A 22,620-nucleotide genomic window follows, 5' to 3' on the forward strand; every position below is an offset into this window, starting at 1 on the left:
ACCTCTATTTTCAATTATTTAAACATCTGAAAGAAAATAACAAGTCCAAAGATGCTTTAGATTCCATTCATAGTCCTCTATGAGTGGGTTCTGACAGCACAGTATGATATAGGGTTCCACAATCAAAATTTAACTTATACATGATTTTAATTTCCATAACAAAAATTTTTCATCATGAATTAAAAATTAAGAATTAAAGATGAAGAATTATGGTTAAAACTCCACAGCCAAAGCCTTTGGAGTTTTCTTAAACTAAATTTTATTTTAAGAAATTCACCTTTAGTGAATTTTTTCCTGAATTCTTCATTCTTCATTATTAATCCTTAATTCCTAAGGATTTAAACTGTTTTTATATAAAACTTATTTTCCATAGCATATTTTAAGTTTTCACATTGTATCCCTATATAAAAGACTTACATACTGACTTGTTATTTTTTCAAGATATCTTAATCATTTCTTCTACTTAAAAGTATTAATCTAGCTAATTGTGCAAGTGCAGTTATCACTGCTGCTACGTAAGTTAATGCTGCAGCATTTAAAACCTTTTTTGCTCCATTAATTTCATCACCTACTAAAATACCCTTAGATTGTAGCACTGCAATTGCTCTATTTGAAGCGTTAAATTCTACTGGTAATGTTACTACTTGGAATAAAACTACTGCTGAGAATAATACTATACCTGCTGTAATTAGGGGTTTAATACTAAAAATTATTCCCATAAAGAATAATATCCAAGAAGCATTAGAACCTAAACTAGCCACTGGTACTAGAGCTGTTCTTAATCTTATAGGTCCGTAGTTTTCTTTATGTTGAATGGCATGACCTATTTCATGAGCTGCCACTCCTATAGATGCTAGTGAAGTTCCTTCATAAACTTCCTGAGATAGTCTAACTACTTTCTTTTCAGGGTCATAATGATCAGTTAATTTCCCCCTTACCATCTCAATTGGAATGTCAAATAATCCATGAGCATCTAAAATGATTCTTGCTACATCCTTACCTTTATATCCCATAGAGCTATAAATTTTAGAGTATTTGTTGAAAGTAGATTTAATATTAAATTGTGCCCACATAGCAATTATTAGCGCTGGAATCAAAATCAACATAGTAGGATCATAATAATAACCATAATAACCGAACATAATAAAACCTCCTTATTTTAGTTTAGTTGTCTTTTTTAAAACTTTGTAATATCTAGCATTCTTTATTTAAGATGCCCTAATTGAGAATTAAGTATTAATACTAAAGATTTATAAATAATTATTATTCTAATTTTAATTCTTATTCTTTATTTTTATTTCTTAACTCTATGTTTTCTTCAATTTTATTTCCTTTAATATACTCAGATACTTCTAATGGCTTTTTATTCGGGAATTGTATTTTCGTTATTAATATAACTTTATCTTTTGTTGCTACTCTAATTCCTTCATTATTTACCTTTAAAATCGTTCCTGGCTTTTTACTACTTTCTTCTTGTAGTAGTTTAGTAGATATTACTTTCATCATCTTATCTTCATAAAAAGTGTAGGCTATTGGAAAAGGATTTAATCCTCTTACAAAATTATGTATTTCTACTGAGGATTTATTCCAGTCGATATTAGCCATTTCTCTACTTAACTTATGAGCATAACAACTTTTTGAATCCTCTTGCTTTTCTCCTGCAATTTCTCCCTTTGATAACTTTTTTATAGTTTCTACGAGTAGAGAACTTCCACTTTCCATTAAAACATCATGAAGCTGTCCAAAAGTCATATCTTCATCAATCTCCACTTCATTTTTTAAAAGCATATCTCCTGTGTCTAATCCTACATCCATAAGCATAGTAGTATTTCCAGATTTTTCTTCACCTGCCATGATTGCATAATTTATAGGTGCTGCACCTCTAAATTTAGGAAGTAATGAAGCATGAAGATTTATACATCCGTATTTAGCAATCTCTAAAACTTCCTTTGAAAGTATCTGCCCAAAAGCAACTACAATTATAAAATCTGGCTCCATTTTCTTAAGCATATCTATCATTTCTGGTTCTTTTCTTAAATTTGCTGGCTGATAAACAGGAATATTATGCTCTAATGCTACTTCCTTAACTGGAGACATTGCTAATGCCTTCCCTCTTCCTTTTGGTCTATCTGGTTGAGTAAATACAGCCATAACTTCAAATTCATCAATTAGTGCCTTTAGAGATGGTACTGAGAAGTCTGGAGTTCCCATAAATACTATTTTCATATTATGCCTCCTGTTCCTTTACAATTTTATCTATATAAAGTATTCCATCTAAATGATCAATTTCATGACAAAAGGCCCTAGCAAGAAAATTTTCACCTTCTAACAATATCTCTTCACCTTTTTCATTCATCGCTTTAATCTTAACATATTTAGGTCTTTTAACCTCGCCTTGTTCCCCTGGAACACTTAAGCATCCTTCTATATCTGTAACTTCTCCTCTTTTTTCAATTATTTCAGGATTTATTAAAACTATAGGACCATCTCCTATATCTACAACCACTACTCTTTTTAATATTCCCACTTGCGGTGCTGCAAGTCCAACACCATTAGAAGCATACATGGTTTCTTTCATATCATTAATTAAAGTCAAAAGTCTATCATCTATATTTGTCACGACTTTGCTTCTTTTTCTTAAGACTTCATCTTCTTTAGTTCTAATATTTCTTATAGCCATCTTTTCTCTCCTTTATAGCATATTATTTGGATTTACATCTATACTTACTCTTATGTCATTATAAACATTACTTAATTCTTCATAAATAAAATTTTTAATTCCAAGAGCTAAATCTTCGCTAAAATTTCCTTTGATTACAATTTGCCATCTATAAGCATTTTTTATCTTTGAAATACCACACGGACAAGGTCCTAATATTTCAATTTTATCATTTTTTTCTAGGTGAAACCTTAATTTGTTACATATATTTTGTATATTTTTTATTAATAGATCTTCCTTTTTACTACTAAGGTTTATACACATAATTTTAGTAAAAGGAGGATATTTAAGAATCTCCCTAAGCTTAATTTCTTCATTATAAAAGCCCTTATAATTATTCTCTACAGAACATTTTATGCTTAGATTGTCAGGGTTATAAGTCTGAACTACTACTTTTCCTTCTTTTTTTCCTCTCCCTGCTCTTCCTGATACCTGGGTTATAAGTTGAAATGTTCTTTCATTAGCTCGATAATCTGGTAGGTTCAAAGACAGGTCAGCTGCAATAATTCCAACTAAAGTCACATTTGGAAAATCTAAACCCTTTGCTATCATCTGAGTTCCTATCAGTATATCTGCTTCACCATTTTTAAAAGACTTATATATATTTTCATAAGAATCCTTTTGTCTTGTGGTATCAAAATCCATTCTCAAGGTTTTAGCCATTGGAAAAGCCTTTTTAACTTGAGCTTCTAATTGTTCTGTACCTATTCCAAAATATTTTACGTATTTACTTTTACATTTAGGGCAAGTTTTTACCTGTGGAACCTTAGCACCACAATAATGACAACTTAATGCTTCATAAGAATTATGATAAGTTAAAGATATGTCACAATTGTGACATTTAAACACATATCCACAAGATCTACAAGATACAAAAGTAGAATATCCCCTTCTATTTAAAAATAATAATATTTGATCCTTGTTTTCTAAGGCTTTACCTATATTTTCATAAAGCACTTCGCTAAAAATGGTTTTATTATTATTTATAAGTTCTTCTCTCATATCAGAAAGATAAATCTTAGGCAGCTTTGCATTATCTGCTCTTTCATCAATGGTTATAAGTTCATATATTCGTTCCTGTGCCTTATAATAGCTTTCTATGGAAGGTGTAGCAGAACCTAAAACTAATTTGCAATTTTCTATTGTACATTTTAATTCTCCAATTTCTTTAGCTATATATTTAGGATCACTATCGGACTTATAGCTTCCCTCATGCTCTTCATCAATAACAATGAGACCTAAGTTTTTAAAAGGTAAAAAAATTGCTGATCTAGCACCTATTGCTATCTTTACTTTTCCACTTTTTACCCTCATCCATTCATCAAATTTCTCTCCATCACTTAATTTGCTATGAAATATAGCCACATCTTTTCCAAAACGTCCCTTAAAACGTTCTACCATCTGTGGAGTTAGAGAAATTTCAGGAATTAAAATTATAGAATCTTTCCCTTTATCCATCATATTACTAACTAAATTCATATAAATTTCTGTTTTTCCGCTACCTGTAACTCCATGAAGTAAAAATTTATTATTTTTAGAATTTAATATTATATCTACAGCTTTTCTTTGAACATCATTTAATATTTTTTTATCGTAGTTTTTATAGAGTTTGTCATTATATCTATAAATGATACTTTCTTCTGCTATTAAAAATCCATATTTAATTAATGTGTTTATAGAAGATAATGAAAATCCCATTTCTTTTGTAAGCTCTGTTTTATTATATATTCCATTATTCTCTTTTATAAAACTATAAATATTCATATAATTTTCTTTCAAATATTTTTCTTCCAAAGCTTTTCCTAATGAAATTACCATTTTAGTTTTAAACTTCATTCCTTTTGTAATACCATTAGGTATTATTACCTTTATACATTCTAAATAAGTACAAAGATATTTTTTTCTCATTGTTTCAATGAGCTCTATATCCTGTTCTCTTATTACTAGGAAATCATCACAGATTTCTTTTATTGTTTTCATTTTAGAAAAATTTTCTTCTTGTAAATCGTGACTTTTATAAAGTTTCATTACAAATCCATCAATAAATTTATTTCCTAATCCGAAGGGAACCTTTACTCTATGTCCTAAAGATAGCTTATCCTTTAAGCTACTAGGAATTTTGTATGTAAATATTTTATCAACTTTTATTGCCTCATTATTAACAATAATTCCTGCAAAATCATTCATAGTATCCCTCCTTTAAAACTAACTTTAAATATTATATCATTTTAAGCATATGAAATAAAATCTTGTTGTTTTTTTAAATATTTTAAACCTCTAAATGAAAATTTCTGCATTTTTAAAAATAAAAAGCGACAAAGTCGCTTTTTATAAATCATTCTCTGTAATAATATTAAATAATTCCGTTGCTACTTCTCTTTTACTCATAGCACCTAATGTAATAGAAGTTTTATCTCGCTTAATAATAGTTACCTTGTTACTGTCCTTACCAAAGCTATCAGTAATATCATTTGCAACAATATAATCCAGATTTTTCTTTTCTAATTTACCTGTAGCGTTTTTTATTACATCATTACTTTCAGCAGCAAATCCTACTAAAATTTGATGTTCTTTTAACTCTCCAAGTTTTTTTAGTATATCATTATCTCTTTCAAATTCTAATACTAGATTACCATCACCTTTTTTAATCTTTGTATTAGAATAATTTTTAATTTTATAATCTGCAACTGCTGCTGACTTTATAGCTATGTCACAGTTTTTAAAGTGATTTATTGCTTCATCATACATTTCCCCATTAGTTGTAACCTTAATAATATTTATTCCAAAGGGTGTTTTTAAGCTAGAAGGTCCACTTATCAATGTAACCTCCGCACCTCTGTCTCTAGCTTCTTCTGCAATAGCATATCCCATCTTACCACTAGAGCCATTAGTAACATACCTTACAGGATCAATCGGCGATATAGTTGGCCCTGCTGTGACTAAAACTTTTTTCCCCTTTAGATCCTTTCTCTCATAAAGCTTACTAATAATAGTTTCTGCTATTAAATCTGTATCTTGAAGCTTTCCATCTCCAACATCTCCACATGCCAATCTTCCACTAGCTGGAGATATAAATTCATATCCAAAGGATTTTAGCCTATTCATATTATCTTGCACTATAGGGTTATTATACATATTAGTATTCATGGCTGGTGCAAAAATAACTGGCGCTTTTGTAGCCATTATTGTAGTTGAAAGCATATCATCCGCTATGCCATTAGCAACCTTTCCAATAATGTTAGCAGTTGCAGGCACAACCACTACAAGGTCTGCTTTTTTAGCTAAAGAAATATGTTGAATTTCCCAAGCCTTTGGCTCTGCAAACATATCTGTTATAACCATATTTTGACTTAATGACTGAAAGGTAAGTGGTGTTACAAACTCTGTAGATGATTTAGTCATTATAACATGAACATTAATGTCCCTTTTTCTTAATTTGCTTATAACATCTAAAGCTTTATAAACAGCTATTCCGCCACTAACCCCTATAACAACTGTTTTTTCTTTTAACATTTTACTTTAATCCTTCTTTCGTAGTTTCAGTTTCAATTGCACCCTCGTTTATTTCATTAATAGCAATTGTAACAGGTTTAGTTGAATCTACAGTTATTAATGGCTCCTTGCCCTCTATTAATTGTCTTGCTCTTTTAGAAGCTGCAACTACTAGCGAATACCTATTATCAACTTTTTTTAATAATTCTACTATTGATGGATTAATCATTGAATTGTTCATGTATTAGAACCTCCCTAATATTTCATCTTTTATTTTATATACTCTACATTTTTCAGCAATTATTATGCTCTCAATTTTCTTAACTGCTTCATTAACTTCATCATTAATTACTGCATAATCATACTTTGAGGCAAAAGAAATTTCCTCATAAGCAGAATTTAATCGAGTCTTTAAAGATTCTGGTGTCTCACTACCTCTATTGGTAATTCTAGATCTTAATTCTTCCATTGACGGAGGCAGTATAAATATAAACACTCCATCTGGATAAGCAGATTTTATCTTTAATGCACCTTGAATATCAATTTCTAGTATTACATCTTTTCCACTTTCCAACACTTCAAAAACCTTAGATTTTGGAGTACCATAATAATTTCCATAGACTTCTGCATATTCTAAAAAATCATTACTATCTATCTTTGTTAAAAACTCATCTTTATCTATAAAAAAATAGTTTACTCCATCTATTTCTCCATTCCTTGGCTTTCTAGTTGTAGCTGATACTGATATCCATATATCATTCTTTTCTAACAGTGACTTACATACAGTACCTTTTCCTGCTCCTGAAGGACCAGATATAACTAATAATTGACCTTTAACTCCCATTTTATTCATCGACCTCTTCTATATGCTCATCTTCTTTAGAAGACAATCTATGCGCAACAGTTTCTGGTTGTACTGCTGATAAGATTACATGGTCACTGTCTGTTATGATTACTGCTCTAGTCCTTCTGCCATATGTAGCATCAATAAGCATACCTCTATCCCTTGCTTCTTGAATTATTCTTTTAATTGGTGCTGATTCTGGACTTACTATAGCAACCAATCTATTGGCAGAAACTATATTTCCAAATCCTATGTTTATTAATTTTATACCCATTAGTTACCTCCTATTATTCTACATTTTGAACTTGCTCTCTGATCTTCTCAATTTCACTTTTAATATCCACAGCTAAGTTAGTAATGTCTAAATCATTAACTTTAGATGCTATAGTATTACTTTCTCTATTCATTTCTTGAACTATAAAATCTAATTTTCTTCCAACAGGTTCTTCTAATTGTAGAGTTTCCACAATTTGACAAATATGACTATTTAGTCTTACAATTTCTTCATCTATTCCTGTTTTATCAGCTAAGAGTACTACTTCCATAGCAATTCTATTTTCATCTAATTGAGATTCCTCTAAAAGCTCCTTAACCTTTTTAGTTAATTTATCTCTATACTCTACGGATACCATTGGTACTCTTTTGCTAATCATATTGGTAAATTTTTTAATTAAATCACATCTATGATTAATATCTTGATTTAATTTTATACCTTCACTCTCTCTCATATGTACTAATGAATTTAATGCTTCATCTAAGGATACTTGAAGCTCTTTCCAAGCTTCTTCTAAATTTTCTTCTTTTTGCTTTAAATTGATAACCTCAGGGAATCTAGCTAGATTTGTTATCGAAATATCATCTCTTAAATCATACATGGACTGAATTGTTTTAAGGCAGTTCATATAACTTTTAACAAGTTCTTCATTTAAAACTGCCTCTACATTTTCTTTATCATGATAATTTTGTGTTATAAATATATCAACTTTACCTCTTTTAATTTTTTCACTAACAACCTTTCTAATGTTGTCTTCTAATGAAATTAACGCTCTAGGCATCCTTACATTTAGTTCGAAATATCTGTGGTTAACACTTTTTATTTCTACAATAAAATTTGAGTGGCCATCACTGCCACTTCCACGCCCAAAGCCTGTCATGCTTTTAATCATAAAAAACGCATCCTTCCGACTTCTTTGTAAATTCTTTAATACCTATTATACAAAACTTATAACATCAATTTCAAGCTAAAAGTGTAAGTATTAATTAGTAAATTGGAATATTTCTTAGATATTTAAAGAAAAACAAATTTATTCAACAATAATAGAGGCAACATTGCCTCTACTACTAATTATTTTAATTATAGACATATAATCATTTTTATAACTTTTAATTATATTTGTCAAGCATTAAAAGTGCATTTCTTGTAGTTTCTATGTCATTAGTTAAAGATATTCTAAAGTAGTCGTACCCTAAATCTCCAAATACTGATCCTGGTGTTACAACAATCCCATGCTTATTTATAAGCTCTGAGCAGAACTCATAGGTAGTATAATCTTTAGGAGTTCTACACCAAATATAAAAGGTTGCATTAGTGCTAAAAAATTTAATATTCTTTTCTTTTAATATTTTTTCTACTTCACTTCTTCTTTCAGCATAAGTTTTTTTAATATTATTTTTATATTCCTCATCTAGATTTAAAGAAGCATGTGCAGCCTTTTGTATTGGAATAAACTGACCAGAATCTAAATTACTTTTAATTTTAGACAGTGCATTTATTACTTCATTTGATCCTACAGCATAACCTATTCTAAATCCTGTCATATTATACAATTTAGAAAAACTTCCAAATTCAACGGATTTTTTTTCTTCATCAAACTGAAGTATACTTATAGGTTTTTCCTCCAAGGGAATTATTTCATTATATGCTGCATCATTGCATAGTATTATATTTTTTTCTCTACAATATGCAATAATTTCTCTAAAAAATTCTTCATTACCAGTTGCTCCTGTGGGATTATTAGGATAGTTGATAAAAAACAACTTAGCTCTATTAGAAATATTTTCTGGAATTTCTTTAAGCTCCATTAAGTACCTCTTCTTTTCCTTTAGAGGAATAGTATGAGGCGTACAACCCCATAAATTTGAAGCTATTGAATAAACAGGATAACCCGGCTCTGGCACTAAAACAACATCTCCAATATCACAAACTGCCGGTATAATACTGCTTATCCCCTCTTTAGAGCCAATTAAAATAATAACCTCATCTAGGGTTAAATCTACATTGAAAGTATCTTTATAGTGCCTAATAACTTCTTTTTTAAGCTCTAAAGTGCCATCATAAGGCGGATATTTGTTAAAGCCCTCAATATTAAATCCATCAACTAGTGCCTTTAATATATTTGGATGAACATCTAAATCTGGATCACCAATACTCAAATCTACAACCACTTTACCATCTTCTTTTCTTTTCTTCTTAATTTCATCAAGTATTTTAAAATGATACTGTTGTAAATTGCTTATTCTATTGTTTATCTTCATATTTAATCACCCTATCTTTTATGTTATAAATTATGCTATTCATAACTCATATGAAAGGTTCCATAAATACGGATATTTTCTAATAGTTGTTAATTATTATATATCAACTTTATCCAATTCACAATTCGCAATGCAAAATTCACAATTATGGATATTTCTCAGCAGAAGCTGAGAAATTTAAAATTGATTGTCTGTAGCGGTGAACAGTGTTCGCCATAAAACTAGCAATTTCATTGCTAGTTAAAAATAAATTTAAAGAAATTATTTTAACTAAAAATAATTTCATCCTTAATTGTGCATTGTGAATTGTGCATTGTGAATTAAAAAAATACTCCTTGGAATATTTTATCCAAGGAGTATTTTATTTTTATTAGTGTGAGGCAAATATTATCTTTACTATAAATACTATTGCTAATATATACATTACTAAAGATACTTTCTTTTTCTCTTTTCCAAATATATTACTTAAAAGATTAATTAATGCATAGGATATTACCCCTACTGTTAAACCGTCTCCTATACTATAAGTTAATGGCATTAAAGATAATGTAAGGAATGCTGGGACTCCTTCTGTATAATCAGAAAAGTCAATTTTTCTGATGCTATCAATCATATAAAACCCAACTATAATAAGTGCTGGTGCTGTTGCACAACCTGGTATTGCTACAAATATTGGTGAGAAGAATAATGCTATTAAAAATAATATTCCTGTTACTACTGAAGCTAGTCCCGTTCTTGCACCTACTGCAACCCCTGCTGAACTTTCAACATAAGTGGTAACTGTTGAAGTTCCTGCTACTGCACCTAATGTTGTTCCAATGGCATCTACTAATAATGCTTTTCCTGCATTTTTAACTCTTCCTTCTTCGTCAACCATTCCAACTTTAGACGCTACACCTACTAAAGTTCCTACAGTATCAAAAAAATCTACAAATAAAAATGTAAATACTACTGTCATAAATGATGATATTTTTGATGGATCTAATAAATATGAAAAATCTAATTTAAAAGCTATAGGTTTTAAAGATTCATATTTAAATATACCATTAGGTGTAAATATCATATGACTTGCTGCTGCTTCTGGTGATATGTACGCGTAAATCCATGCTACTATTGAGCTTCCTAATAGTCCCCAAAGTATAGCACCTTTTACATTTTTTTTAGATAAAATAACTGTAAGTAATATTCCTATTGTTGCAATTATAACTGTTGGACTTGATAAATCTCCCATTGCCAGCTTTGTTGCTTCACTTGAAACAACTATTCCTGCATTGCTAAATCCTATAAAAGCTATAAACAATCCTATACCTGCTGTTACCGCATATTTCAAATTTGTTGGTATTGCATTAACAACCATTTCTCTCACATTGGTTAATGATAGTAATATAAATATTATACCTTCTACAAATACTGCTGTTAACGCTACTTGCCAAGAAATATTCATTCCTAGAACTACAGAAAAAGCAAAGAAAGCATTTAATCCCATTCCTGACGCTAGAGCAAAGGGTAAGTTTGCATATAAACCCATGAATATAGTAGTTATCCCTGCTGTTAAGCAAGTTGCTGTAACAATTGCTCCTGCTGGCATTCCTACACCTTCTGTACCAAGAATATCTGCATTTACTGCTATAATATAAGCCATTGTTAAGAATGTTGTTATACCACCTATAACTTCACGTTTAACATCAGTACCATTTTCTTTTAGTTTAAAAATTTTTTCCATTGTAGCCTCCTTAATTTTTTTAATTTATTAGAGCGAAATGTGATAAAATCACAATTTTTTAATCCATCATTTTAAATTAAGAAAATATTATTAAAATAAGTTTGATAATTCATCTTTCTAATTAAAGTTTTCCCAAATTGCTAATTTTTATAGTTAATAGTTTACTTCTATTAACTTATTACAAATGAAAATTAACCACTAGAATATGTACTAATGGTTAATCTTTATACACTGTACACAACTATTACAATAAAAAACCATGTGACATTGATATATCATTCGTACAAATATGAATTATAATAACATTTTTCAATGTATTATTCGTACAAATAAATATTACCAACATATTTTTACTATGTCAACAGTTTTTGCGTACATTCTATTAAATTATATTTACTTTATTCGTATTTATAATGTCCTTCCTCAAAAATTTCCCTTATTTCATTCATATCATTTGTTTTTCCCAATGCTACTATAAGTTTTATTCTAGCTTTTTGTCCTGGTAAACTATCTGCAAATATAACTCCACCAGTTCTTAAATCTTTTCCTCCACCTTCATATCCATAACTATCTAAGACCCTTCCCTTATAGCATCTTGAAACTAATACTACTGGTATTCCTTTTTTAACAGCCTTTTTAACAGAAGCAGCCATCTGAGGTGGAATATTACCTCTTCCCATAGCTTCTATTACTAAACCTTTTGCACCACTTTCTATACAATAATCTACAAGCTTTCCATCTATTCCTGCACAAGCTTTTATTAAATCCACTTTAGTTTCTATTTTATCTGTAGGTATATATTCATGATTTAAGCTTTCTCTATAAAAAATTGCCTTATTATCATCAACAATGCCTATTGGTCCAAACTCAGGACTTTGAAAAGTATTCAAATGCATTGAATGTGATTTTGTAACTTCACCTGCAGCATTTAATTCGTTATTTAAACATACTAATACACCTCTTCCCCTAGATTCCTCTGAAGTTGCCGTACATATTGCTGCTGCCAAATTTGATGGTCCATCATATCCTAGTTCAGAACTATTTCTCATAGAGCCTGTAACTACTATTGGTTTTTCACTTTTAATTGTTAGATTTAAAAAATATGCTGTCTCCTCTAAAGTATCTGTGCCATGGGTAACAACCACTCCATCTACATCCTCTTTCTCTAAAAATGATCTAACATATTTTGAAAGTTCAAGCATAAGATCTGGTGTAACATGAGGACTAGGTAAGCTTGAAAAATTATATGATTCCACCTTTGCATAGGATTCTATTCCTGTTACCATGGACATTATTTCTTCTCCGCTTAAAGTTGGAACTGCTGCTTGTATTCTTGGGTCAACCTTCATTGATATTGTACCACCATTGAAAATAACAACTACTTTTTTCATTATAAGTACCTCCTAAATTGGTCAAATATAGATATGTAAAAGTTTTTTTATTTAAGTTTATTAGATTATTATTTCATAAATATTTTACAACATATTTAAAATATTTAAACCCTTTAAATTTAAAACCAAACAATTTCGCAAATTTTAAAACATTATATGTAAAATAATCAAATAATTCCTATTAATAAATTCTTCATAGATAGGATTCTTCCTTTAATAATAAAAAAAGAGAGTATTTATATTGCGAAATCATTTTCTATAATTTTGCAATAAACTACTCTCATGAATTATATTAATCATTTCTTAAATATTTAAACATTTCTTTTTCTATATCATCCGCTCCATTGTCATCTATAGTGACAACATATAATTTACCATCTAAGGCTTTCATTTCTACTTCACCTATTTCGCTTCCGGAAATTAAATCAACATCTCTTTTAAATTTCATAATTTTATATCCGTCTTCAATCATTTGATTTATGTTTTTCATAGAATTTCTCCTCCTTAGATAATAATTTTCTTTTATAATCTTATTATCTGCATTAAGAAACCCTCTTATCCTATAAGGTTTTTATTAATTTATGAAGTTATTTTTATTTTTGGTATTTATAAATTAATATGTAGTTATTTTCATAAAATAAAGTTTTATATAATAAATTTATATTAATTTATTAGTTTATTGATCAAATTTTATATAATATTTCAATTTTCATAACGAAAATTCTTATTTATGAATTAAAAATTAAGAATGAAAGATAAAAAATTATAGTTAAACCTATTATCAAAGCCTTTCAAGTTTTTATAACAGATTTTTAAAAATTTACTAAGAAGAAACTCACTTTACATAATTTAATTTATTTTTCAATTTTTTCAAAAAAAATAATAGCTACGAGTTAATTTTCAACTCATAGCTATTATTTAGACTAATAAAACATGTACTATAAAATTATACAAATTAATCCGCCACTACCTTCATTAATAATTTTTTGAAGGGTTTTTTGAAGCTTATGTTGAACATCTTCTGGCATTTTATAAAGTTTACTTTGAAGTCCTTCTTTAACCAAAACCTCAAGTGGTTTACCAAACATATTACTTTGCCAAATTTGTGATGGATCATTTTCAAATTGATCAAGAATTGATTTGTAAAATTCTTCACTTTGCTTTTCGCTTCCCATAATAGGAACTTCTGTTTCTATATCTGCTCTAATTATGTGAAGTGACGGAGCGGATGCTTTAAGTTTAACCCCTTTCTTGCTTCCACTGTTAATAAGCTCAGGTACTTCTAATTTCATTTCTGACAATTGAGGTGCAACTAATCCATATCCTGTATTATTTACATCTATTAATGCATCTGCAATCTTATCATACTCTACCTTAGCTTTATAGAAGCTTTCCATCATCTTTAGTAAGTCACCTTCACTGTTAATTTCAGTATTGCATACCTCACCAAGAATTCTATAAAATAATTCCTGTTTAGGAATTATATTGACTTGGGCAGTCCCATCACCCATATTCATTTCTTTAACTTTTATTCCTGATAAGAATTCTACTCCCTCGAAACATTCTAAAGCCCTTTTAATGTCCCTTACCTTAAATATGTCTTTGCACATTCCTCTAAGTATAGTCATAAAATTAATCTTTAACCAATGTTTACCGTTAAGGGTCTCTATCCACTCTGGCATATCTATGTTGATTTCCTTAACTGGGAACTCTTTAAGTACATTACTAAATATGTCTGATACATCTTGCTCATTCATTTCCATTACATTAACTAATTGTACTGGAACATCATATTTTTCTTCTAACTCTTTTTGAAGTTCCATGCTTTCTGGAGATTTTATGTCTTTACAGTTACATAACATTATAAATGGTTTATTTATTCTTTTTAGTTCCTCTACAACTCTTTCTTCTGCCTCAACATAATCGCCTCTCTCTAAACCTGTTACTGTTCCATCAGTAGTTACTAATATCCCAATAGTAGAATGCTCATTTATAACCTTTTTTGTCCCAATTTCTGCTGCTTCTTCAAAGGGTATTTCATAGTCATACCAAGGTGTAGTTACCATCTTAGGTGCATTTTCTTCATTATATCCTAAAGAATTTTTAACTATATATCCAACACAGTCCACCATTCTAACCTTAAACTTAGTGCCATTTTCAAGTTTAACCTCTACCGCTTCATTAGGCACAAATTTGGGTTCCGTTGTATGAATTGATTTGCCAGAACCACTTTGTGGAAGTTCATCTTTAGCTCTTTCTTTTTTATGGACATTATCTATGTTAGGTATTACCATCATCTCCATAAATCTTTTTATGAAGGTTGACTTTCCTGTTCTTACTGGGCCGACTACCCCTACATATATGTCCCCTTGAGTCCTTTCAGCAATATCTTTGTATATATCAAAGTTTTCCAAGTTCCACCCTCCTGTAACTAAATATTAACACTATATATATATTGAAAAAAACTTTTAAATATACCAATTTTTTAGTGAATATTTAGGGAACTCTTAAGGTATCGATTTATTAATTAGAACTTTAATTCATATAATATTTTAATTCTCTCTATAAGAATCTTATATAAAAATTAAAAATGAAAAATAAAAAGCTTCTCATTTTTTATCAATATCTATAGATATACTACTTCCAAATTTAATCTATAGATTTATATAATTGTGTTATTAAATCATTAAAATCTTTACCTTATACAATACGAATTAACTATTGACAATGGGCAATCATTGATACTTCTTCTTTAGGGAAAAAGTTTTGAGTTGATTTATTTTTCAAGTGATACAGTCACTTTTATTAAAAAATCCATTTAAAGAAATTAATTTATAAAATTAATTTCAACCGTAATTGTCGGATTGCCCCTAAAAGTGGACTCTAAATGCTAATTACTAGATTATCCTTAAAATTACAATTTTTTAGATTTTAGAACTCATCAGGAGTTCTATAATCTATTGATGAATGGACTCGTATCGTGTTATATCCATATACATATTTATCAATGATAGCTTCCGCCTCTTCTAAACTATTAAATATCTTACCAACTAGACACTCATCTTGAAGATACCTATGATATGACTCTATATGTGCATTATAGTTCGGGCTATGCACTGGAATCCTTTCATGGATCACCTTTTCTTTTATACATAGCTTTTCAAAGTCATGAGCTATAAACTGTGAACCATTGTCCGTACGGACAGTAAGTCCGTCAACAGCATCTTTGATGCTTCTGTTGTATAATGTATAAGCAATACTTCTTGCGCTGCTTCAGCATTAGCAGAAGGTGATAGCTTACATGCTATAATACTTCTATCAAAAACATCAATAATTGAAGCTAAATAAGCAACTTCACGTGTACCAGCAATATACACATACTTTGTGTCCATCTCCCAAAGTTGATTAGACTGTTTAACTAAGTGATTCTTACAACCACGTTTATATCTTGTAACTGGCTCCTTAGATTTCTGTATCATCCCTAATACACTCATTAGCCGATATACCTTTTTCTTGTTTATCTTTAAGCAATACCTTCACTTAAGAACTGCTGTAACCTTCTTGTAACCATAGTGTCGTCCATGGTCACAGGACTTTATCTCCATAATGTACTTTTGTATTACTAAGTCACTTACTTTTACATTATTAATATTATAGCTAAATCCAATAATCTATTTCATTTTCTTTTTTTTAATAACTCTCTCAATACTGCTATTTCTAGGTTTTTCTGTTTATTTTCTTCAACAAGTTTTTTATACTCTTTCTTATAATTCACAATTATATTTTCTTCCTTAGGTTCCTTTGGTTTCAAAGTTTGTTGATATCTCCTATAATTTCCTTTCCATGTTGATAGCAATTTAGGATTAATATCATATTTTACAGCAACTAAAGCATTGTTTCCATATTCCAATGGCTCCTTAACAATTCCAACTCGTTCTTCTTCTGTAAACTTTCTTGTAAATTTTGTAGTCATATTTTCCCCCCTCAACCTTGCTTTTTTTATTGTATAGTCATTTGAACGAAGTGTCTAACATCTTGAGGGGGTCTATGAGTTGTCAATTGTCCATTTTCAATTCTCTATTGATTAAAATAGAGAGCTAAAAAAGAAAGAAGATAATTCTTCTTTCTTTACATATTCTTTATAACATAAAATTATGCTCATCTTTTTTGTTTCTTGACATCAATTCATAAACTCCGTATTTAGGGTCTTTATCTTCAAATAGAACCTTATATAAGGTGTCTGTTATAGGCATAGACACTTGTTCTCTTTCTTTTAATTCATAGAAGGCTTTGCAAGCTTTTATTCCTTCAACTACCATACCTACTTCTTTTGTAGCCTCTTCTCTAGTCATGCCTTTTCCTATTAATATTCCCGCTCTTCTATTTCTACTATGAATACTAGTACAAGTTACTATAAGATCTCCCATTCCTGTAAGTCCGTAAAAAGTTTCTGCTCTTCCGCCTAACTTCATACCTATCTTAATTATTTCACTCATACCTCTAGTCATTAATGCAGCTTTTGTATTATCACCATAACCAATTCCATCAGATATACCTGCTGCTAATGCTATAATGTTTTTACAAGCTCCACCAATTTCTACTCCTATTAGATCATCATTTGTGTAAACTCTAAATTTATTTGACATAAATATATCCTGTACCCGACTTGCTGCTTCCATATTCTTTGAGGAAACAACTATGGTAGTCGGTATATCTTGTGCCACTTCTTCCGCATGACTTGGACCTGAAATTACAACTACAGGTATATTCTTTATTTCTTCTTCTATTATCTCTGACATTCTTTTTAAAGTTCCACCTTCTATTCCCTTAGCAACAGTAGCTACAATTTGAGAACCGCTAATATATTGTGATAGTTTTTTACTAACATCTCTTATAGCATGAGATGGTACAGCTAGCACAACTATATCACTATCTTTTACTGCCTTCTCCATATCTGAATAAGCAGTTATATTCGAAGGTATTGCCACCTTTGATAAATATTTTATATTTTCTCTTTTTACATTTATATCCTCAACTATAACTCTATCCTTTGCCCAAATAGAAACCTCTATTCCTTTTTTGGATAACATAACTCCTAAGGCAGTGCCAAAGCTTCCTCCGCCTAAAAATGTAACCTTTAACATAACCTTAAATCATCTCCCCAAAACTCTTTTATTCTTTTCTTTCTCTAAATATTAGTTTAATACCTGTTCCTCTAAAGTCAAAACTCTCTCTCAATTGATTTTCTAAATATCTCTCATAAGAGAAGTGTAGTAAGCTAGGATTATTAACAAAAAATATAAAAGTCGGCGGCTTTGTATCTACTTGTGTTACATAAAATATTTTTAATCTTTTAAGTGCTACTACTGGTGGCTCTTTCATAAGTACTGCTCTACTTATTACATCATTTAGCACTCCTGTAGCTACTCTCTTATTATAGTTATCATAACATTCTTTAGCCATCTGAAGAACTTTATTTACTCTTTGACCAGTTTTAGCTGAAATAAATAAATATGATGCATAAGACATAAATGATAATCCTTTGGCAATATCCATTTGGAAGTTTCTCATAGTCTTATCATCTTTTTCTATCAAATCCCATTTATTAACAACAACCATAATTGCTTTATTTAACTCATGAGCATATCCTACAATCTTCTCATCTTGGTCACTTAAGCCTTCAGTAGCATCAATCATAAGAATACATATGTCTGCTCTTTCAATAGCAGCTAATGTTCTAACTACACTATATCTTTCTATTTCTTCTTTAACTTTACTCTTTCTTCTAAGTCCCGCTGTATCTATTAATGTAAATTTACCTTCTGCTGTCTCTATTTTGCTATCTATAGCATCTCTTGTTGTTCCTGGAATATTACTAACAATATTCCTTTCCTCTCCTAAAATTTTATTTATAAGAGAGGATTTTCCTACGTTTGGTTTTCCAATCATAGCAATTTTTATGTATTCTTCTTCTTCTTCGGATAAATCCTCTGGATTAAAGTGAGCAACAACTTCATCAAGCATATCTCCAAGACCTAATCCTTGAGATGCAGATATTGCTATAGGATTTCCTATACCCAAATTATAAAACTCAAAAGCATTATCTTCTAGTTCTATTCTATCTATTTTATTAACAACTAATACTATTGGTTTTTTAGACTTTCTAAGCATTTGAGCTACTTCATGATCTGAAGGATGAAGCCCAGCTTTTCCATCAACTATAAAGACAATAACATCTGCTGTTTCTATAGCCATGTTCGCTTGCCTTCTCATCTGTGCCATAATAATATCTTCATTTTGTGGCTCAATACCACCAGTATCAATTATTGTAAAATTATGTCTAAGCCATTCAGCTTCAGCATATATTCTATCTCTCGTTACTCCTGGTGTATCTTCAACTATAGCTATTCTCTTTCCAGCTAATTTATTAAATAATGTGGATTTACCAACATTAGGTCTTCCAACTATTGCAACTATTGGCTTTCCCATTTTACTCCTCCTCTAAATGTTTATTTAGTATATTGATTAGATCATCTCCAGCATAATCACACACTAAAAACTCTTTATTTAGTATTTTCTCCAAATCTCTTACAGTATAATCATCTAGCAATAATCCTTCTACCTCTTCTCCAAGCTCATATCCTTTTTTTAGCATATTATTTGGGATTATAATATAATCTCCTAGTGTTTCTTCCTTAGCAGTATTGATTATATCTATACCAGTTAAAAGTCCTGCTACAGTTATTGTGGTACCAAAAAATTTATTTTCTACCGTTATTATATTAATTTTAATATTGGAATTTACTTTCATTATACTATTAGCAACTTCCTCTAAGACAGCCTTAGCAGAAACCCCTGTAATCATAGTAAAGTTACCTTTACCCTTTTTATTTAAATACTCCACTTGTTCTTTTATGGTATTTTTTAATATTCTTATCATTCCAATTCCATCTTCTAACTGCTCATATCCTCCATAATGTTCTTCTTTTGGAGGTTCAATTCCAGCCATTACATAAAACTCATCAGATAATCTTACAAAAGGAGTTCCACTTTCTTTTACATATTTATCTTGAAGGACTTTAATACTTTCTATAAGTTCCTTAGAATTTTCCTTAGTGAATAGTTTTAAATGTGGTAAATTAGCTCTAAATTTAGTTATTCCTAGTGGAACTACTGCTAAATTTTCCACACTTGGGTAAAGAGCATATAAATCTTCAATAGTTCTTATAAGTTCTTTCCCATCATTTATGTCAGGACAACAAACTATTTGAGTGTTTACCTTTATGTCTGCCTCTGCTAGCCTTTTTAGTATATCATATATGTTGCCAGCAAATCTATTATTTAACATTTTTATCCTTAATTCAGGATTTGTAGTATGTACAGATACGTTTATAGGACTAATTCTATATTTTATTATTCTTTCAATATCCTCTTCCTTCATATTAGTTAAAGTTAGGAAATTTCCTTGTAAAAAAGATAATCTTGAATCATCATCCTTAAAGTATAAAGTTTGTCTCATACCGCTTGGTAATTGATCAATAAAACAAAATACACATTTATTATGACAGCTCATAGGCCTATCTAATATAGCTTCTTTAAATACTATACCTAAATCTTCATCATAATCCTTTTCTATTTCTATTTCCCATACCTCACCATTAGGTTTTTCAACTTCTAGCTCTAAATACTCATCGGTGATCAAGAATTTATAATCTATAATATCCTTAACATTATTACCGTTAATACTGATAAGCTTATCACCTGATTCAATTTCCACTTCTTCTGCTATGCTGTTAGGAAGAACCTTTGATACTAAATTTTTCACATTTCTTCCTCCTGTTCTATTAGTTTTTATACTATATTTTAGAATAATAGTAGTATTTGAATTTTGAAAATTAGCATTATATAAATTTTATATTGACTTATATTTAAAATAATTAAAATACAATTATTATTGCTTTCATAAAACTTTTAACAATTATTTGTTATATCTAGTTTTATCTTTAATTTTATATTTTATGAACTACTTCTATAAGTTACTAAATTCTATCAATGATAACTTTAATATTAATCATCTTCAAAAAAACATATTATATCTGCTATTATGTTATAATATATCAATTATATTCAATAGTCAATGTAAATGCATAAGGGCTATTATCAATTTGAATATCTCTTTGCTTAATGAACAATTTATAGAAAAATTTTATAATACAATAATAATTATAAATAACTTAAAGTGAAATATATGATTTTTTGCAAAAGAAAAATGCTTAAGGATAATAAGCATTTTTCTTTAATCTTTAGGAGGTAATTGTGAAATTTATTACCTATTTTAATATGATTATTAGTAACTTAATTATAATAGGTTTAAATACTCTAAAAGTTACAATAATATAAATTAAATATTACAAATTGGTTAAAATAACCTTTACGGATAAATAATTTATATTTTGGGATATGTTTCATATATTGTCTCGTTTTTATTCATTTAAATCAATTTTCTTACCACTTAGAAGATAAATTGTCCATTCACATATATTAGTAGTATGATCTCCAATTCTTTCTAGGAACTTACAAACAAATAACAATCTTGTAGCTTGCTCTATTACTTCTGGTTTCTTAGTCATTATCATCAAAAGCTCTGAAAATACATTGTTATATAATTTATCAACCTGATCATCCATACGACAAATCTCTAGTGCCTTTTCCTCACTTTTATTTAAGTAAGCTTCAATTGAGCCCTCTATCATCTTACTAACTAAAACTCCCATTTTAGATATATCTCTAAGTTCCTTTATATATTCTTCATCACAAAGTTGTAATGTAATTTTTGAAATATCCACTGCATGATCTGCAATTCTTTCAAGATCTGTTACAATTTTACTTATAGTAAATATAGTTCTTAGATCAGTAGCTAATGGTTGCCTCGTAGCTATTAAAGTCACACATTTATCTCCTATATCATTTTCAAAATCATCAATTATATCATCTTTTTTGATTATATCTTTTGCCAAGTTCACATCTTGCTTTATAAGGGCATCCATTGTGTCCTTTATTTGCTCACTTACTGCTAAAGTCATGTTAGATAATTGATTTTGAAGTTCTAATAACTCTGTATCAAAAGATTTTCTTGACATTATTTCACCACCTAACTTATTCTTCCTGTAATATAATCTTCTGTTCTATTGTCCTTAGGCTTATAAAAAAGATCCTTAGTTTTTCCATACTCTATAATTTCTCCATTAAAAAAGAATGCAGTATAATCTGATATTCTAGCTGCTTGCTGCATATTATGAGTTACTATAACAATAGTGTATTCACTTTTTAAATTGTCCATAAGTTCTTCAATTTTTGAAGTTGAAATAGGATCTAAGGCTGAAGTAGGTTCATCCATTAATATTACCTTAGGCTTAACTGCTATTGTTCTAGCAATACATAATCTCTGTTGCTGTCCACCAGATAGTGATAATGCACTTTTATTAAGTCTATCTTTAACTTCATCATATAAGTTTACAGCCTTTAAGCTTTCTTCTACTATTTCATCTAAAAGTTTTTTATCTTTAATTCCATGGATTTTAGGACCATAGACTATGTTTTCATATATAGACTTAGGGAAAACATTAGGCTTTTGAAATACCATTCCAACCTCTTTTCTAAGTCTTATAACATCGTATTCATATATATTATCATTTAAATAGCTTATGTTTCCTTTAATAGTTACATTATCTATAAAATCATTCATTCTATTCAATGTTCTTAAAAATGTAGACTTCCCACAGCCTGAAGGACCGATAAGAGCTGTTATCTTATTTTCCATTATCTCCATATTTACATTTTTTAAAGCTTGCATTTCGCCATAAAATAAATTTAAATTTTCTACTTTAATATTATTCATATTCTGCCTCCAGTTATA

The 22,620-nt window shown here is 29.3% G+C and carries 22 protein-coding genes; all 22 read right to left on the bottom strand.

Annotated elements, in window-relative coordinates; genetic code table 11:
* Window positions 1-446: 446 nt before the first annotated feature.
* Entirely contained in the window at window positions 447-1,142 is a 696-nt protein-coding gene (locus tag ACWPW7_RS16960; RefSeq protein ID WP_291568438.1) for a zinc metallopeptidase, read from the bottom strand.
* Between the two features lie 139 nt (window positions 1,143-1,281).
* Complete coding sequence (gene fmt / locus ACWPW7_RS16965; RefSeq protein ID WP_291568441.1) at window positions 1,282-2,226, bottom strand: methionyl-tRNA formyltransferase; 945 nt, start codon at window positions 2,224-2,226, stop codon at window positions 1,282-1,284.
* A gap of 1 nt (window position 2,227) precedes the next feature.
* Window positions 2,228-2,680, bottom strand: coding sequence for a peptide deformylase (gene def, locus ACWPW7_RS16970; protein ID WP_454054461.1), 453 nt, complete (start codon window positions 2,678-2,680; stop codon window positions 2,228-2,230).
* 12 nt (window positions 2,681-2,692) lie between these two features.
* The gene (priA, locus tag ACWPW7_RS16975; RefSeq protein WP_454054462.1) at window positions 2,693-4,906 is read right to left on the bottom strand and encodes a primosomal protein N'; all 2,214 of its coding nucleotides are present in this window, start codon (window positions 4,904-4,906) and stop codon (window positions 2,693-2,695) included.
* 141 nt (window positions 4,907-5,047) lie between these two features.
* Window positions 5,048-6,232 carry a bifunctional phosphopantothenoylcysteine decarboxylase/phosphopantothenate--cysteine ligase CoaBC gene (gene coaBC / locus ACWPW7_RS16980; RefSeq protein WP_454054463.1) on the bottom strand — a complete coding sequence of 395 codons (1,185 nt, stop codon included), beginning with the start codon at window positions 6,230-6,232 and terminating at the stop codon, window positions 5,048-5,050.
* A gap of 1 nt (window position 6,233) precedes the next feature.
* On the bottom strand, window positions 6,234-6,452 hold the full coding sequence (gene rpoZ, locus ACWPW7_RS16985; protein WP_454054464.1) for a DNA-directed RNA polymerase subunit omega: 219 nt from the start codon (window positions 6,450-6,452) through the stop codon (window positions 6,234-6,236).
* Between the two features lie 3 nt (window positions 6,453-6,455).
* Window positions 6,456-7,055: a guanylate kinase gene (gene gmk / locus ACWPW7_RS16990; protein WP_396153088.1), complete on the bottom strand. Its 600-nt coding sequence runs from the start codon at window positions 7,053-7,055 to the stop codon at window positions 6,456-6,458.
* A 1-nt stretch (window position 7,056) separates the two neighbouring features.
* The gene (gene remA / locus ACWPW7_RS16995) at window positions 7,057-7,329 is read right to left on the bottom strand and encodes an extracellular matrix/biofilm regulator RemA (protein WP_039631486.1); all 273 of its coding nucleotides are present in this window, start codon (window positions 7,327-7,329) and stop codon (window positions 7,057-7,059) included.
* 13 nt (window positions 7,330-7,342) lie between these two features.
* Window positions 7,343-8,221 carry a YicC/YloC family endoribonuclease gene (locus ACWPW7_RS17000; protein WP_454054465.1) on the bottom strand — a complete coding sequence of 293 codons (879 nt, stop codon included), beginning with the start codon at window positions 8,219-8,221 and terminating at the stop codon, window positions 7,343-7,345.
* Window positions 8,222-8,438: 217 nt separating this feature from the next.
* Entirely contained in the window at window positions 8,439-9,590 is a 1,152-nt protein-coding gene (locus ACWPW7_RS17005; RefSeq protein WP_454054466.1) for an aminotransferase class I/II-fold pyridoxal phosphate-dependent enzyme, read from the bottom strand.
* Between the two features lie 370 nt (window positions 9,591-9,960).
* The gene (locus tag ACWPW7_RS17010; protein ID WP_454054467.1) at window positions 9,961-11,313 is read right to left on the bottom strand and encodes an NCS2 family permease; all 1,353 of its coding nucleotides are present in this window, start codon (window positions 11,311-11,313) and stop codon (window positions 9,961-9,963) included.
* Window positions 11,314-11,711: 398 nt separating this feature from the next.
* Window positions 11,712-12,704, bottom strand: a complete 993-nt coding sequence (locus ACWPW7_RS17015) for an asparaginase (RefSeq protein ID WP_454054468.1) — start codon at window positions 12,702-12,704, stop codon at window positions 11,712-11,714.
* Window positions 12,705-12,996: 292 nt separating this feature from the next.
* Complete coding sequence (locus tag ACWPW7_RS17020; protein ID WP_454054469.1) at window positions 12,997-13,194, bottom strand: hypothetical protein; 198 nt, start codon at window positions 13,192-13,194, stop codon at window positions 12,997-12,999.
* A gap of 448 nt (window positions 13,195-13,642) precedes the next feature.
* Window positions 13,643-15,118: a stage IV sporulation protein A gene (gene spoIVA / locus ACWPW7_RS17025; protein ID WP_454054470.1), complete on the bottom strand. Its 1,476-nt coding sequence runs from the start codon at window positions 15,116-15,118 to the stop codon at window positions 13,643-13,645.
* Between the two features lie 517 nt (window positions 15,119-15,635).
* A complete protein-coding gene (locus tag ACWPW7_RS17030) occupies window positions 15,636-15,842 on the bottom strand; it encodes an integrase core domain-containing protein (RefSeq protein ID WP_454054471.1) in 207 nt (68 codons plus the stop codon).
* 35 nt (window positions 15,843-15,877) lie between these two features.
* Window positions 15,878-16,198 carry a DDE-type integrase/transposase/recombinase gene (locus ACWPW7_RS17035; protein WP_454054472.1) on the bottom strand — a complete coding sequence of 107 codons (321 nt, stop codon included), beginning with the start codon at window positions 16,196-16,198 and terminating at the stop codon, window positions 15,878-15,880.
* A gap of 182 nt (window positions 16,199-16,380) precedes the next feature.
* Window positions 16,381-16,677 (bottom strand): transposase, encoded by a 297-nt coding sequence (locus ACWPW7_RS17040; protein WP_454054473.1) that lies wholly within the window; start codon window positions 16,675-16,677, stop codon window positions 16,381-16,383.
* Between the two features lie 166 nt (window positions 16,678-16,843).
* Window positions 16,844-17,848 (bottom strand): NAD(P)H-dependent glycerol-3-phosphate dehydrogenase, encoded by a 1,005-nt coding sequence (locus tag ACWPW7_RS17045; RefSeq protein WP_454054474.1) that lies wholly within the window; start codon window positions 17,846-17,848, stop codon window positions 16,844-16,846.
* A 28-nt stretch (window positions 17,849-17,876) separates the two neighbouring features.
* The gene (der, locus tag ACWPW7_RS17050; protein ID WP_454054475.1) at window positions 17,877-19,193 is read right to left on the bottom strand and encodes a ribosome biogenesis GTPase Der; all 1,317 of its coding nucleotides are present in this window, start codon (window positions 19,191-19,193) and stop codon (window positions 17,877-17,879) included.
* Window position 19,194: 1 nt separating this feature from the next.
* Complete coding sequence (locus tag ACWPW7_RS17055; protein ID WP_454054476.1) at window positions 19,195-20,529, bottom strand: DUF512 domain-containing protein; 1,335 nt, start codon at window positions 20,527-20,529, stop codon at window positions 19,195-19,197.
* A gap of 658 nt (window positions 20,530-21,187) precedes the next feature.
* Complete coding sequence (phoU, locus tag ACWPW7_RS17060; RefSeq protein WP_454054477.1) at window positions 21,188-21,844, bottom strand: phosphate signaling complex protein PhoU; 657 nt, start codon at window positions 21,842-21,844, stop codon at window positions 21,188-21,190.
* A gap of 11 nt (window positions 21,845-21,855) precedes the next feature.
* The gene (gene pstB, locus ACWPW7_RS17065) at window positions 21,856-22,602 is read right to left on the bottom strand and encodes a phosphate ABC transporter ATP-binding protein PstB (RefSeq protein ID WP_291568475.1); all 747 of its coding nucleotides are present in this window, start codon (window positions 22,600-22,602) and stop codon (window positions 21,856-21,858) included.
* Window positions 22,603-22,620 lie beyond the last annotated feature (18 nt).

Source organism: Clostridium sp. Marseille-Q7071 (assembly GCF_965112025.1).

Bases quoted from the DNA above. Each gene is read 5' to 3' on its own strand.
- ACWPW7_RS17015 (WP_454054468.1), bottom strand. From the start codon at position 12,704: ATGAAAAAAGTAGTTGTTATTTTCAATGGTGGTACAATATCAATGAAG.
- phoU (WP_454054477.1), bottom strand. From the start codon at position 21,844: ATGTCAAGAAAATCTTTTGATACAGAGTTATTAGAACTTCAAAATCAA.
- remA (WP_039631486.1), bottom strand. From the start codon at position 7,329: ATGGGTATAAAATTAATAAACATAGGATTTGGAAATATAGTTTCTGCC.
- der (WP_454054475.1), bottom strand. From the start codon at position 19,193: ATGGGAAAGCCAATAGTTGCAATAGTTGGAAGACCTAATGTTGGTAAA.
- ACWPW7_RS17010 (WP_454054467.1), bottom strand. From the start codon at position 11,313: ATGGAAAAAATTTTTAAACTAAAAGAAAATGGTACTGATGTTAAACGT.
- rpoZ (WP_454054464.1), bottom strand. From the start codon at position 6,452: ATGAACAATTCAATGATTAATCCATCAATAGTAGAATTATTAAAAAAA.
- ACWPW7_RS17035 (WP_454054472.1), bottom strand. From the start codon at position 16,198: ATGAGTGTATTAGGGATGATACAGAAATCTAAGGAGCCAGTTACAAGA.
- ACWPW7_RS17000 (WP_454054465.1), bottom strand. From the start codon at position 8,221: ATGATTAAAAGCATGACAGGCTTTGGGCGTGGAAGTGGCAGTGATGGC.
- priA (WP_454054462.1), bottom strand. From the start codon at position 4,906: ATGAATGATTTTGCAGGAATTATTGTTAATAATGAGGCAATAAAAGTT.
- coaBC (WP_454054463.1), bottom strand. From the start codon at position 6,232: ATGTTAAAAGAAAAAACAGTTGTTATAGGGGTTAGTGGCGGAATAGCT.
- ACWPW7_RS16960 (WP_291568438.1), bottom strand. From the start codon at position 1,142: ATGTTCGGTTATTATGGTTATTATTATGATCCTACTATGTTGATTTTG.
- pstB (WP_291568475.1), bottom strand. From the start codon at position 22,602: ATGAATAATATTAAAGTAGAAAATTTAAATTTATTTTATGGCGAAATG.
- def (WP_454054461.1), bottom strand. From the start codon at position 2,680: ATGGCTATAAGAAATATTAGAACTAAAGAAGATGAAGTCTTAAGAAAA.
- fmt (WP_291568441.1), bottom strand. From the start codon at position 2,226: ATGAAAATAGTATTTATGGGAACTCCAGACTTCTCAGTACCATCTCTA.
- ACWPW7_RS17005 (WP_454054466.1), bottom strand. From the start codon at position 9,590: ATGAAGATAAACAATAGAATAAGCAATTTACAACAGTATCATTTTAAA.
- ACWPW7_RS17020 (WP_454054469.1), bottom strand. From the start codon at position 13,194: ATGAAAAACATAAATCAAATGATTGAAGACGGATATAAAATTATGAAA.
- ACWPW7_RS17040 (WP_454054473.1), bottom strand. From the start codon at position 16,677: ATGACTACAAAATTTACAAGAAAGTTTACAGAAGAAGAACGAGTTGGA.
- gmk (WP_396153088.1), bottom strand. From the start codon at position 7,055: ATGGGAGTTAAAGGTCAATTATTAGTTATATCTGGTCCTTCAGGAGCA.
- ACWPW7_RS17045 (WP_454054474.1), bottom strand. From the start codon at position 17,848: ATGTTAAAGGTTACATTTTTAGGCGGAGGAAGCTTTGGCACTGCCTTA.